At 70.7% G+C, this 13,722-nt stretch carries 5 protein-coding genes, 1 tRNA gene and 1 rRNA gene; 6 read left to right on the plus strand and 1 reads right to left on the minus strand.

The window, feature by feature from the left end; genetic code table 11:
• A 5S ribosomal RNA gene (gene rrf, locus ABZ567_RS14755) occupies positions 1-94 on the plus strand; the annotation flags it as partial.
• Positions 95-98: 4 nt separating this feature from the next.
• Positions 99-174 (plus strand) — tRNA-Thr (locus ABZ567_RS14760).
• A 98-nt stretch (positions 175-272) separates the two neighbouring features.
• Here ABZ567_RS14760 and ABZ567_RS14765 read toward each other — a convergent pair.
• Positions 273-2,918, minus strand: a complete 2,646-nt coding sequence (locus ABZ567_RS14765) for a SpoIIE family protein phosphatase (RefSeq protein WP_360788844.1) — start codon at positions 2,916-2,918, stop codon at positions 273-275.
• Between the two features lie 272 nt (positions 2,919-3,190).
• Here ABZ567_RS14765 and ABZ567_RS14770 point away from each other — a divergent pair, with 272 nt between their 5' ends.
• The 4 genes from ABZ567_RS14770 (at position 3,191) to ABZ567_RS14785 (ending at position 13,713) form a co-directional block, all read left to right on the plus strand.
• On the plus strand, positions 3,191-8,674 hold the full coding sequence (locus ABZ567_RS14770) for a HAMP domain-containing protein (protein ID WP_360788847.1): 5,484 nt from the start codon (positions 3,191-3,193) through the stop codon (positions 8,672-8,674).
• A 298-nt stretch (positions 8,675-8,972) separates the two neighbouring features.
• The gene (locus ABZ567_RS14775) at positions 8,973-9,647 is read left to right on the plus strand and encodes a response regulator (protein WP_360788850.1); all 675 of its coding nucleotides are present in this window, start codon (positions 8,973-8,975) and stop codon (positions 9,645-9,647) included.
• A 137-nt stretch (positions 9,648-9,784) separates the two neighbouring features.
• Positions 9,785-12,631, plus strand: coding sequence for a DNA translocase FtsK (locus ABZ567_RS14780; RefSeq protein WP_360788853.1), 2,847 nt, complete (start codon positions 9,785-9,787; stop codon positions 12,629-12,631).
• 260 nt (positions 12,632-12,891) lie between these two features.
• Positions 12,892-13,713, plus strand: coding sequence for a helix-turn-helix domain-containing protein (locus ABZ567_RS14785; RefSeq protein WP_360788856.1), 822 nt, complete (start codon positions 12,892-12,894; stop codon positions 13,711-13,713).
• The last annotated feature ends 9 nt before the right edge of the window (positions 13,714-13,722 follow it).

A 13,722-nucleotide genomic window follows, 5' to 3' on the forward strand; every position in this document is an offset into this window, starting at 1 on the left:
AACGCCCGGTTACATTCCGAACCCGGAAGCTAAGCCTTTCAGCGCCGATGGTACTGCAGGGGGGACCCTGTGGGAGAGTAGGACGCCGCCGAACACCCGCCCTTTTAGCTCAGTCGGTAGAGCGTCTCCATGGTAAGGAGAAGGTCAACGGTTCGATTCCGTTAAAGGGCTCCAAGTGAAAAGGCCCCCGCCTCATGGCGGGGGCTTTTTTGCGTTTCCGGGGAGAGAACCAGACGGTCGGCGATCCCCTTGAGGGATCGCCAGCCGTCTCGTCAGCGGTCGTCCGGTTCTCGGAGGCGCATCGCCAGGATGGCCATGTCGTCGGAGGCGGGAGCCTGGGCGAAGCGCTCCACCGCCCGGAGGACCCGGGCGGCTACCGCGCCGGCCGTCAGGCCCGTGCAGGTCTTGAGGACCTCCGCCAGGCCGTCGTCACCCAGCATGCGGGTGCCCTCACGGCGTTCCGTCACGCCGTCCGTGACGCAGAGGAGGACGTCGCCCGGGTCGAGCGTGATCGTCTGCTCGTACAGCTCCAGGTCCTCCATGACACCGAGGAGCGGCTGAGGCTCGGCCGACGGCTCGACCGTGCCGTCCTGGCGGAGACGCAGCGGGAGGGGGTGACCGGCGCAGACGACCTTGAGGATCGCCGAGCCGTCCTCCTGCGGGCGCATCTCTCCGTACAGCAGGGTCAGGAAGCGGCTGCGGGCGCCCTCCTCGAGGATCGCCGCGTTCAGGCGCTCCAGGACGGCCGGGCCGCCGAAGCCCTCACGGGCCAGGAGACGCAGGGCGTGGCGGGCCAGGCCGGTGACGGCGGCGGCCTCGGGGCCCGTACCGCACACGTCGCCGATGGCGAAGCCGTAAGCCCCGTCGCTGATCGGGAAGAGGTCGTAGAAGTCGCCTCCCACCTCGTTGCCCTCGCCGGCCGCGCGGTAGATGACGTCCACCTCGACGCCCGGGATGTCGGGGAGGCCGGGTGGCAGGAGGCTGCGCTGGAGGGACTGGCTGATCGCCACCCGCTCCGAGTACAGACGGGCGTTGTCCAGGGCGAGGGCGGCCCGGCGCGAGAGGTCCTCGGCGAGCTCCAGGATCTCCTGGCGGAAGTGGTCCTCCGACGGCCGGCCGAGGGTCAGCATGCCGATGACCCGGTTGCGGGCCACCAGCGGCAGGACGACCGTCTCGCCGGCGACCGTGCTCGCGGTGGTCAGGGTGATGTCGATGCCGGAGGACAGCGGGCTCGTGGGGTGGTCGAGGGCGCGGACCGAGGCGCTGAGGGCGGCTCGGTGGGCGGCGTCGCCCGGCGCGGTCCAGACGCGGGCGCCGGGGGTCGGCACCGGGTCGGGCGGGGCGATGGAGGAGAGCAGCGCCTTGAGGCCGTCGATGCGGTCCTCGTCCTCGTGCAGGACGTAGGAGAGGTACGGATCGGAGGTCTGGTCGGCGATCGTGTAGACCGCGCACCAGGTGGCGAGGGTCGGGACCGTCATCTGGGCCATCAGGGCCAGCGTCTGGTCGCGGTCGAGGGTGCCGGCCAGGAGGTCGGATGCCTCGACCAGGAAGCTGAGGGAGCCGCGGCGGAGACGCTCCAGCTCGCCGAGGCGGGCCGACTCGACCGCGAGGGCGATGCGGTCGGCGGCGAACTGGAGGCGGAGCGCCTCCTCGTTGGAGTAGCGGTTCGCGCTCTCCGCCGCGACGCCGAGGGAGCCGGTGAGCCGGCCCTCGACCTTGAGCGGGACGGTGACCACCGAGCGCATTCCGGTGCCTTCGAGGAGGGGGACTGCGCCGGGGACGGCGGCCAGGTCCTCGTGGACGGCGGGCATGCGGGCGGAGCCGTAACGGCTGGCGCCGGTCTCGACGGGGACGCGGGCGAAGCGCTGGCGGGCGGCGGGGAGGCCGGTGGTCGCCCGTACCTCGAGTTCCGTCTCGTCGTCGGTGGCGAGGAGCAGGAAGGCGGCGTCGCCGTCGAGCATGTCGCGAGCGCGTTCGACCGTGCGCTGGAGCAGGCCGTCGAGGTCGTCGGGGGCGGGCGAGCCGATGAAGACCTCGAAGGGGTCTGCGGTCCGGCTCTCGGCGCCCGGCTCGGCGGTGGGGCGCTGCGGGGTCTGGAGGACGGCCCGCTCGTGCTCGCGGACCAGGAGGCAGACGGTGGAGGGCTCGCCCTGGGCGTCGCGGACCCGGAGGTGCGAGGCGTAGACGGGGATGACGCGGCCGTCGGCGCAGCGGATGCCGTAGCTGCCCTCCCAGCGGGAGAGACGCAGCGCCTCGGCGAGGCCGGTGCCGATGCCGGGGGTGTGGGGCCAGGCGGCGAGGTCGCCGAGGGGTTTGCCGGTGACCTGCTCGGAGGCGTAACCGAAGAGTTCCTCAGCGTGCTCGTTCCAGGCGGTGACGGCGCCGACGCGGTCGATCTGGGCGACGGCGACGCGGACGCGGCTGTCGGCGACCGGGAGGAGCGCGTCGGGGAGGACGGGGCCCGCGGAGCGGGTGCCGACCGGGCGTCCGGGGAGGTCGAGGTGGAACCAGACGTGCTTGCGGGTGGGGGAGTAGTCGACGCCCCAGCGGTGGGCGAGGGCGGCGCAGAGCAGTAGGCCCCGGCCGTTCTCGCGGTCGGGGCTGCCGAGGGAGCGGCCGCTCTGGACGGGGATCTCGCGCTCGGGGTAGCGGTCGGCGACCTCGACGCGGATGCTGTCGTCGGCGCGGAGGCAGAGGACCTCGGCGGCGGTGCCGGCGTGGATGACGGCGTTGGTGACGAGCTCGCTCGTGAGGACGACGGCGTCGTCGACGAGCTCGGGGTGTCCCCAGCCCTGGAGGGTGTCCCGGACGAAGGCGCGGGCGGCCGCGACCGATCGCCCGACGGGCTCGAAGGTCGCAGTCGCCCGCGCGGTGATCACTGAACTCCTCGTACGCGTCTCGACGCCCGGCTCTGCCATGCTCGGTCTGTCCCTCCCGCTGCCCGGTGGTCGTGCGCGCACCGCGCCGCCCCCGCCGGGCTGACCGGGGCGAGTGGACAGTCGGAAGCCAGGTTACTTACCTTCACTGTCCCAGCGGATGCCGCTCACGCTGATTCCGTCCCCCGGGGGTAGGGACGCATGTGCGAAGCTGCCGAACTGTTATCGCCTGGTTCGGTGACGGTGAAACACTGGGCAGGCTACCGGCGGGAGCCGGAGCAGTACGACGGTCGACCCCTTTCGGGAGGGACACGGTGGAAGCTGGCACGGCGGCGCGACGCGGCGGAGGCACTGGCACGCGCGCGAGGGGCGGGCGTTCCCGTGGGGGGACGGTGCAGGTGGACGCGGCGGCGCTGGAGCGGCTGCTGGCCGCGCTGGTGTCGATGCGGGACGGCAACCTCCGCAGGCGGCTCACGGTGTCCGGCGACGGGGTCATGGCGGAGATCTCCGCCGTGTTCAACGAGGTCGCGGACCGGCAGATGCATGTGACGGGGGAGCTGTCGCGGGTCCGCCGGGTGGTGGGGCGCGAGGGCAAGCTGTCCGAGCGTCTGGAGGCGGGCGCCGGTGAGGGGGCGTGGGCGGCGGCGATCGAGGCCGCGAACGCGCTCGTCGACGATCTGGCCCGGCCGGTGTCCGAGGTGGGACGGGTGCTCTCGGCGGTGGCCGAGGGCGATCTGGATCAGCGGATGGACCTGCGTTCGGAGGGTGCCGACGGGACGGTCCGGCCGCTGCGCGGGGAGTTCCTCAAGGTCGCCCGTACCGCGAACAACCTGGTCGACCAGCTGTCGGTGTTCGCCTCGGAGGTGACCCGGGTCGCCGTCGAGGTGGGTACGGACGGCAAGCTGGGCGGGCAGGCGCAGGTGCGTGGGGTGTCCGGTTCGTGGAAGGACCTCACGGACTCGGTCAACACCATGGCGAACCGGCTGACGGCCCAGGTGCGGGACATCGCCCTGGTGACGACGGCGGTCGCCAACGGTGATCTGTCGCAGAAGGTCACGGCGAACGTGGCCGGCGAGATGCTGGAGCTGAAGAACACCGTCAACCGGATGGTGGACCAGCTGTCGTCGTTCTCCTCGGAGGTGACCCGTGTCGCCCGTGAGGTGGGTACGGAGGGTGAGCTCGGCGGTCAGGCCGAGGTGGCCGGCGTCGCCGGCGTGTGGAAGGACCTCACGGACTCCGTCAACACCATGGCCGGCAACCTGACCAACCAGGTGCGGGGCATCGCCGAGGTGACGACGGCGGTGGCCAACGGCGATCTGTCGCAGAAGGTGCGGGTGTCGGCGCGCGGGGAGATCGCGCAGCTGGCGGACACGATCAACCAGATGACCAAGACGCTGCGGACGTTCGCCGACGAGGTGACCCGGGTGTCGGGTGAGGTCGGTGCGGAGGGTCTGCTCGGCGGTCAGGCGCAGGTGCCGGGTGCGGCGGGGACGTGGAAGGACCTCACGGACTCGGTGAACACGGTCTTCCGGAACATCACCACGCAGGTGCGGGACATCGCGCAGGTGACGACGGCGGTCGCCAACGGTGATCTGTCGCAGAAGGTCACGGTGGACGTGGCCGGCGAGATGCTGGAGCTGAAGAACACCGTCAACACGATGGTGGACCAGCTGTCGGCCTTCGGTTCCGAGGTGACCCGGGTGGCCCGGGAGGTCGGGGTCGAGGGTCTGCTCGGCGGCCAGGCCGAGGTGCAGGGAGCGGCGGGGACCTGGAAGGACCTCACCGACTCGGTGAACACGGCCTTCCGCAACCTGACCGGTCAGGTGCGGGACATCGCGCAGGTGACGACGGCGGTCGCCAACGGTGATCTGTCGCAGAAGGTCACGGTGGACGTGGCCGGCGAGATGCTGGAGCTGAAGAACACCGTCAACACGATGGTGTCGCAGCTGTCGTCGTTCGCGGACCAGGTCACCCGGATGGCACGGGACGTGGGCACCGAGGGCCGGCTGGGCGGGCAGGCGCGGGTCGACGGTGCCTCCGGGCGCTGGCGGGAGCTCACCGACTCGGTGAACTTCATGGCAGGCAACCTGACCTCGCAGGTGCGGCAGATCGCGCAGGTGACGACGGCGGTGGCCCGGGGTGACCTGTCGCAGAAGATCGACGTCGACGCGCGGGGCGAGATCCTGGAGTTGAAGAACACCATCAACACGATGGTCGACCAGCTCTCCGCCTTCGCCGACCAGGTGACCAGGGTGGCCCGCGAGGTGGGCACGGACGGGCGCCTCGGCGGTCAGGCGCAGGTGCCGGGTGTGGCCGGGGTGTGGCGTGACCTCACGGACTCGGTGAACGGCATGGCCGGGAACCTCACCACCCAGGTGCGCAACATCGCGCAGGTCGCCACGGCGGTGGCCCGGGGTGACCTGTCGCAGAAGATCGACGTGGACGCCCGGGGCGAGATCCTGGAGCTGAAGAACACCCTCAACACGATGGTGGACCAGCTCTCGAACTTCGCCGAGCAGGTGACCCGGGTGGCCCGTGAGGTGGGCACCGAGGGCATCCTGGGCGGTCAGGCCGAGGTGCAGGGGGTGTCCGGCACCTGGAAGGACCTCACCCAGTCGGTGAACTTCATGGCGAACAACCTCACCATCCAGGTGCGGAACATCGCCGAGGTGACCACGGCCGTCGCCAAGGGCGACCTGTCGAAGAAGATCACCGTCGACGCCCGGGGCGAGATCCTGGAGCTCGTGACGACCGTCAACACGATGGTGGACCAGCTGTCGAACTTCGCGGACGAGGTCACGCGCGTGGCCCGCGAGGTGGGTACGGAGGGCATCCTCGGCGGTCAGGCGCGGGTACGGGGTGTCACCGGCACCTGGAAGGACCTCAGCGACAACGTCAACCTGATGGCCAACAACCTGACCAGTCAGGTGCGGAACATCTCCCGCGTGTCGGCGGCCGTCGCCAACGGCGACCTGACGAAGAAGGTGACGGTCGAGGCGCGGGGCGAGGTCGCCGAGCTCGCCGAGACCGTCAACACCATGGTGATGACCCTGTCGTCCTTCGCGGACGAGGTCACGCGGGTGGCGCGCGAGGTGGGTACGGAGGGTGAACTGGGCGGCCAGGCGCGGGTGCCGGGCGTCTCGGGGACCTGGAAGGACCTGACCGAATCGGTGAACTCGATGGCCGACAACCTCACCGGTCAGGTGCGGCAGATCGCCGCCGTCACCACCGCCATCGCCAAGGGCGACCTCACCAAGAAGATCGACATCGACGCGCGCGGTGAGATCCAGGAGCTGAAGAACACCATCAACACGATGGTCGACCAGCTGTCGAACTTCGCCGAGGAGGTCACCCGCGTGGCCCGCGAGGTGGGCACCGACGGCCAGCTCGGCGGCCAGGCCCGGGTCCGGGACGTGGAGGGCACCTGGAGCGATCTCACCGAGTCCGTGAACGAGATGGCCGGGAACCTCACCCGGCAGGTGCGGGCCATCGCGGCCGTCGCCACCGCGGTGACCCGCGGCGACCTCAACGTCAAGATCGACGGTGTGGACGCGGCCGGCGAGATCCAGGCGCTCCAGGACAACATCAACACGATGATCGCCAACCTGCGCGACACCACCCTCGCCAACGACGAGCAGGACTGGCTCAAGAGCAACCTGGCCCGCATCTCCGGCCTCATGCAGGGCCGGCGGGACCTGGACGACGTCGCCTCGCTGATCATGAGCGAGCTGACGCCGGTGGTCTCGGCCCAGCACGGCGCCTTCTTCGTGGCGGTGCCGACGGGCGCCGCCCACGGCGACGCCGAACTCGTCGGTGAGGGCGACGGCTCGTACGAGCTGCGGATGCGCGGGAGTTACGGATACTCCCCCGGGTCCATGCCGACCTCGTTCCGGCCCGGTGAGACGCTCATCGGCACGGCGGCCGACGAGAAGCGGACCATCCAGCTCCATGTGCCGCCCGGCTATCTGAAGATCTCCTCCGGGCTCGGTGAGGCCTCGCCCGCGCATGTGATCGTCCTTCCGGTCCTCTTCGAGGGGAAGGTCCTCGGCGTGATCGAGCTGGCGTCCTTCCAGCCGTTCACGCAGATCCAGCGGGACTTCCTCAACCAGATCGCCGAGCTGATCGCGACCACCGTCAACACCATCAGCGTCAACACCAAGACCGAGGTGCTGCTGCAGCAGTCGCAGGAGCTGACCGAGCAGCTCAGGGAGCGCTCGGCCGAGCTGGAGCACCGGCAGAAGGAACTCCAGGGCTCCAACCTGGAGCTGGAGGAGAAGGCCGAACTGCTCGCACGGCAGAACCGCGACATCGAGGTGAAGAACACCGAGATCGAGGAGGCCCGGCAGGTCCTGGAGGAGCGGGCCGAACAGCTCGCCGTCTCCATGCGCTACAAGTCCGAGTTCCTCGCCAACATGTCGCACGAGCTGCGCACCCCGCTCAACTCGCTGCTCATCCTGGCCAAGTTGCTCGCCGACAACGCCGAGATGAATCTGACGCCGAAGCAGGTCGAGTTCGCGGAGACCATCCACGGTGCGGGTTCCGACCTGCTCCAGCTCATCAACGACATCCTCGACCTGTCCAAGGTCGAGGCGGGCAAGATGGACGTCTCGCCGACGCGGATCGCGCTCGTCCAGCTCGTCGACTACGTGGAGGCGACCTTCCGGCCGCTCACCGCGGAGAAGGGGCTCGACTTCTCGGTGCGGGTCTCGCCCGAGCTGCCGGCCACGCTCCACACCGACGAGCAGCGCCTCCTCCAGGTGTTGCGCAACCTCCTCTCCAACGCGGTGAAGTTCACCGACACCGGCGCGGTGGAGCTGGTGATCCGCCCGTCTGGCGCGGATGTGCCGCAGTCGATCCGGGAGCAGCTCCTGGAGGCCGGTTCGCTGCGGGATCCGGAGGCCGACCTGATCGCGTTCTCGGTCACCGACACGGGCATCGGGATCGCGGCCAGCAAGATGCGGGTCATCTTCGAGGCGTTCAAGCAGGCCGACGGCACGACCAGTCGGAAGTACGGCGGTACGGGTCTGGGGCTGTCCATCAGCCGGGAGATCGCGCGGCTGCTCGGCGGCGAGATCTTCGCCGCGAGTGAGCCGGGCCGTGGTTCGACGTTCACGCTCTATCTGCCGCTGAGCCCGACGGAGCTGCCGACGGGTCCCTTCGGGCAGGGGCCGGACACGGACGATCCGCAGCAGGACGCCGAGGAGGGGTCGGCCGGGGCCGTCCACGCGTTCCCGCACTTCCCGCCTCCGCCCGTACGGACGGAGGCACGGTCGGGAGCCGGGGCGCTGTTCCGGCACCGGCGGAAGGCGGCGGCCGAGGCGACCGGGGCGCGGACGGCGGTGCCGGGCCAGTCCGGCGCGGAGGCCGGGGCGGACCGGGTGGAACCGGAGGTGGAGGCCGAGCCGCGCCGTACCTTCAGCTTCTCCGGCGAGAAGGTGCTCATCGTCGACGACGACATCCGTAACGTCTTCGCGCTCACCAGCGTCCTGGAGCAGCACGGGCTCGCGGTGCTCTACGCGGAGAACGGACGGGAGGGCATCGAGGTCCTGGAGCAGCACGACGACGTGACGATCGTCCTGATGGACATCATGATGCCGGAGATGGACGGATACGCGACGACGACCGCGATCCGGCGCATGCCCCAGTTCGCCGGGCTGCCGATCATCGCGCTGACGGCGAAGGCGATGAAGGGCGACCGGGAGAAGGCCATCGAGTCGGGGGCCTCGGACTACGTGACCAAGCCGGTCGACCCCGACCACCTGCTGTCGGTGATGGAGCAGTGGATGCGGGGGGCGTGACTCCGCACCGGGGGCCCGCGCGGAGCGCCGCGCGGGCCCCCGGGGGCTTCGCTGACGGACTGTCCCCACAGGGGTGTGTGAGAGGGCGGGATACGGGGAACCTTCTGGTCTCCCACCGCGTTTCGGGTATGTGCACAGTGACATCGCGGTGACAGGGTGTGGCGACGGGCGGGGTGCGGCTACGATGACCGGCACAAGGACGGACGGCGTTAGGGAGTCGTCTTCAGGGGCGGCGCCCGGAGCTTCCCCCGGTTCGGGGAGCCGGGGAGAGCCGTTGCCGGGGCGAGGAGGACGGGGCATGGTGCAGAAGGCCAAGATCCTCCTGGTCGATGACCGGCCGGAGAATCTGCTGGCGCTGGAGGCCATTCTCTCCGCGCTCGATCAGACGCTGGTGCGGGCATCGTCCGGGGAGGAAGCGCTCAAGGCGCTGTTGACGGACGACTTCGCGGTCATCCTGCTCGACGTCCAGATGCCGGGGATGGATGGGTTCGAGACCGCCGCGCACATCAAGCGGCGCGAGCGGACCCGGGACATCCCGATCATCTTCCTCACCGCCATCAACCACGGCCCCCACCACACCTTCCGGGGGTACGCGGCCGGTGCGGTCGACTACATCTCGAAGCCGTTCGACCCGTGGGTGCTGCGGGCCAAGGTCTCCGTCTTCGTCGAGCTGTACATGAAGAACTGCAAGCTGCGCGAGCAGGCCGCTCTGCTGCGGCTGCAGTTGGAGGGCGGCGAGGGCGGGCAGGGCAAGGAGTCGGCGGGTCTGCTCGCCGAGCTCTCCGCGCGGCTCGCGGCCGTCGAGGAGCAGGCGGAGGCGCTGTCCAAGCAGCTCGACGACGACTCCGCCGACGCGGCGGCCGTCGCCACCGCCGCCCATCTGGAGCGCAAGCTCACCGGGCTGCGGCGGGCCCTGGACGCGCTTGAGCCCGGCACCGGTGCCGCGGCGCCGAACCTGCCCGCCCAGGGCTGACGCACCGTCACCGACGGGGCGTCGGTGCCCGGGTCGGGTGTGAGTCCGCGTGAGGTGGCGTCAGCTTCGCGCCTCGGCAGGGGCGACACGAACGGGTGAGGCGGACAGCCGGTCCTCACACCGGTAACCTCGGCATCATGGCTTCACGTACGTCCGGCAAGGGCTCCCAGGGCACAGCGGGCACCGCAAAGCCGCGCGCCGGCCGTACGACGGGCGCCGCGAAGAAAGCGGCATCCGCGAAGTCCGCCGCCAAGCCGCCCGCGCGGAAGGCGCCGGCCAAGAAGGCCGCGCCCGCCAAGCGGGCGCCCGCGCGGAAGCCGGCGGCGAGGAAAACCCCGCCTCGTCCCGCGCCGTCTCCCACCGGCGGCGTCTACCGGCTCGTGCGCGGCGCCTGGCTCGGCATCGCCCACGGGGTGGGGGCGATGTTCCGGGGCATAGGGCGCGGCGCCAAGGGTCTCGACCCGGCCCACCGCAAGGACGGGCTCGCGCTGCTCCTCCTCGGCCTGTCGCTGATCGTCGCCGCGGGCACCTGGTCCAACCTCCGAGGGCCCGTCGGGGACCTCGTCGAGATGCTGGTCACCGGGTCCTTCGGCCGGCTCGATCTGCTCGTACCCCTGCTTGTGGGCGCGATCGGCGTGCGGCTGATCCTCTATCCGGAGAGGCCCGAGGCCAACGGGCGGATCAGCATCGGTCTCTCCGCGCTCGTCATCGGTGTCCTCGGGCAGGTCCACATCGCGTGCGGTTCGCCGGGGCGCGGCGACGGCAGCGAGGCCATGCAGGACGCCGGGGGCCTGATCGGCTGGGCCGCGTCCCAGCCCCTCGTCTTCATGATGGGGGAGGTCCTGGCCGTACCGATGCTGGTGCTGCTCACGATCTTCGGGCTGCTCGTCGTCACCGCCACCCCGGTCAACGCGATCCCGCAGCGGCTGCGCGCGCTCGGTGTCCGGCTCGGCCTCGTCGAGCCCGCGTACGACCCGGCGGAGGCCTACGTCGAGGACCAGGAGGGGTACGACGAGGAGTGGCGGGAGGCACGGGCCCGGCCCCGGACCGCGCCGCCCGCCCGGCGCCGTGGCGTCGGCCCCGTGGAGCCGTACGACGTGGACCGCGCGGAGGCGGAGACGCTGGAGCGGCGGGGCCGTTCGGCTCGTCGCACGGCTGTGCGGCCCGCGTCCGACCACGGTCTCGACCCGGTGGACGTCGCGGCGGCGGCCGCCGCCGCGCTCGACGGCGCGGTGCTCAACGGAATGCCGCCCTCCCCGGTCGTCGCCGACCTGACCCGGGACGTCTCCGCGGAGCGGAAGGCCGGGGCGCCGGACACGCCGGGGGCGGCCGGCGCCGAGACGCCCGAGCGGGGGGCGCAGGCCGCGCCCGTGCCGCCGGCGCGGGGCGGGGCCCAGCGCGCCGGGGGCGTACCGGACCGCTCCGGCGGGGGCGTACCGGATCTGACGAAGCCCGCGCCCGAGCCGACCGAGCTGCCGAACCGGGCCGAACAGCTCCAGCTGTCCGGGGACATCACGTACTCGCTGCCCTCGCTCGACCTGCTGGAGCGGGGCGGGCCGGGGAAGACGCGCAGCGCCGCGAACGACGCCGTCGTGGACGCGCTCTCCAACGTCTTCACCGAGTTCAAGGTCGACGCGGCCGTCACCGGCTTCACCCGGGGACCGACGGTCACGCGGTACGAGGTCGAGCTCGGGCCCGCCGTGAAGGTCGAGAAGATCACGGCCCTCACCAAGAACATCGCGTACGCCGTGGCGTCCCCCGACGTGCGGATCATCTCGCCGATCCCCGGCAAGTCCGCGGTCGGCATCGAGATCCCCAACAGCGACCGGGAGATGGTCAACCTCGGCGACGTGCTGCGGCTCGCCGCGGCCGCCGAGGACGACCATCCGATGCTGGTGGCGCTCGGGAAGAACGTCGAGGGCGGCTACGAGATGGCCAACCTGGCGAAGATGCCGCACGTGCTGGTCGCCGGGGCCACCGGCTCCGGAAAGTCCTCGTGCATCAACTGCCTGATCACTTCGATCATGATAAGAGCGACCCCCGAGGACGTCCGGATGGTCCTCGTCGACCCCAAGCGGGTCGAGCTCACCGCGTACGAGGGCATCCCGCACCTGATCACCCCGATCATCACCAACCCCAAGCGGGCCGCCGAGGCGCTGCAGTGGGTGGTGAAGGAGATGGACCTCCGGTACGACGATCTGGCCGCCTTCGGCTACCGGCACATCGACGACTTCAACCAGGCGATCCGGGACGGCAAGATCAAGCTGCCCGAGGGCAGTGAGCGGGAGCTCAACCCCTACCCGTACCTCCTGGTGATCGTCGACGAGCTCGCCGACCTGATGATGGTGGCGCCCCGGGACGTCGAGGACTCGATCGTGCGCATCACGCAGCTGGCGCGCGCCGCCGGCATCCATCTGGTGCTCGCCACCCAGCGGCCGTCCGTGGACGTGGTCACCGGTCTCATCAAGGCGAACGTGCCGTCCCGGCTCGCCTTCGCGACGTCCTCGCTCGCCGACAGCCGCGTCATCCTCGATCAGCCCGGGGCCGAGAAGCTCATCGGAAAGGGTGACGGTCTGTTCCTGCCGATGGGTGCCAACAAGCCCGTCCGGATGCAGGGCGCGTTCGTCACCGAGCACGAGGTCGCGGCCGTCGTGCAGCACTGCAAGGACCAGATGACGCCCGTCTTCCGGGAGGACGTCACCGTCGGCACCCGGCAGAAGAAGGAGATCGACGAGGACATCGGCGACGACCTCGATCTGCTGTGCCAGGCCGCCGAACTCGTCGTCTCCACCCAGTTCGGCTCCACGTCCATGCTCCAGCGGAAGCTGCGCGTCGGCTTCGCCAAGGCCGGACGGCTGATGGACCTGATGGAGTCCCGGAACATCGTCGGGCCGAGCGAGGGCTCCAAGGCGCGCGACGTGCTCGTGAAGGCGGACGAACTGGACGGTGTGCTGGCCGTCATCCGGGGGGAGTCGGGCGCGTAGCCGGAGCAGACGGGTGGCGCCGGGGAGCGGGGGGAGTGGCGCCGGGGGAGCGGGGTACCCGATCGAGACCGGGTCGAGACTCACTCGTAAGGGAACGAAGGGCAACCGTTTCCCCTGGCCGTACGTCAAGTTGGACGGAGGGACAGAAGGATGTCCCATCCTCATGGCGTACAAACAGCACCCGCCCGGTTGCCCCACCCTTTCGTACCACCCATAGACTGAACGTCCAGCAGGTGGCTACACGCTCGAAAGGCGCTCTCGTGTCCATCGGCAACTCCCCCGAAGACGACCGGACCTTCCCGGCAGACGACCGGGACTCCATCGGTCGCGCTCTCCAGCAGGCCCGCGTCGCCGCCGGTCTCACCGTCGAAGAGGTCAGTGCCTCCACGCGTGTCCGGGTCCCGATCGTGCACGCGATCGAGGAGGACGACTTCTCGCGCTGCGGCGGTGACGTCTACGCCCGCGGGCACATCCGTACCCTCGCGCGCGCCGTCGGCCTCGATCCCGCTCCGCTGATCCAGCAGTACGACGACGAGCACGGCGGGCGTCCCGCGCCCACCCCCGCCGCCCCGCTGTTCGAGGCGGAACGCATCCGCCCCGAGCGGCGCCGGCCCAACTGGACCGCCGCGATGGTCGCGGCCATCGTCGCCGTCGTCGGGTTCGTCGGCTTCACGATGTTCGACGGAAACGAGGCGCCGAAGGGCACCACCGCCGAGGGCGGGTCGGCCCCCGCGCCGGAGAAGGCCACGGCCGCCGCCAAGCCGAAGCCGGTCAAGCCCGCACCCAAGCCCACCGAGAGCGCGATCGCCGCGGTCCCCCGGGACAAGGTCACGGTCAAGCTCTCCGCCGTCGACGCCAAGAGCTGGATCTCGGCCAAGGGCCACGACGGCAAGCTGCTCTTCGACGGCCTCCTCCTGGAAGGCGAGTCCAAGACCTTCCAGGACGACGAGCGCATCGACCTGGTCCTCGGCAACGCCGGAGCGATCGAGCTCCACGTGAACGGCAAGAAGCTCCAGGACAAGTTCGAATCCGGCCAGGTGGAGCGGCTCACGTACACCAAGGGCGACCCCGAGGCCGGCTGAGCCCCGTGC

Source organism: Streptomyces sp. NPDC016459, assembly GCF_040632845.1.
Lineage (GTDB): Bacteria > Actinomycetota > Actinomycetes > Streptomycetales > Streptomycetaceae > Streptomyces.

Bases quoted from the DNA above. Each gene is read 5' to 3' on its own strand.
- ABZ567_RS14765 (WP_360788844.1), bottom strand. From the start codon at position 2,918: ATGGCAGAGCCGGGCGTCGAGACGCGTACGAGGAGTTCAGTGATCACC.
- ABZ567_RS14780 (WP_360788853.1), top strand. From the start codon at position 9,785: ATGGCTTCACGTACGTCCGGCAAGGGCTCCCAGGGCACAGCGGGCACC.
- ABZ567_RS14775 (WP_360788850.1), top strand. From the start codon at position 8,973: ATGGTGCAGAAGGCCAAGATCCTCCTGGTCGATGACCGGCCGGAGAAT.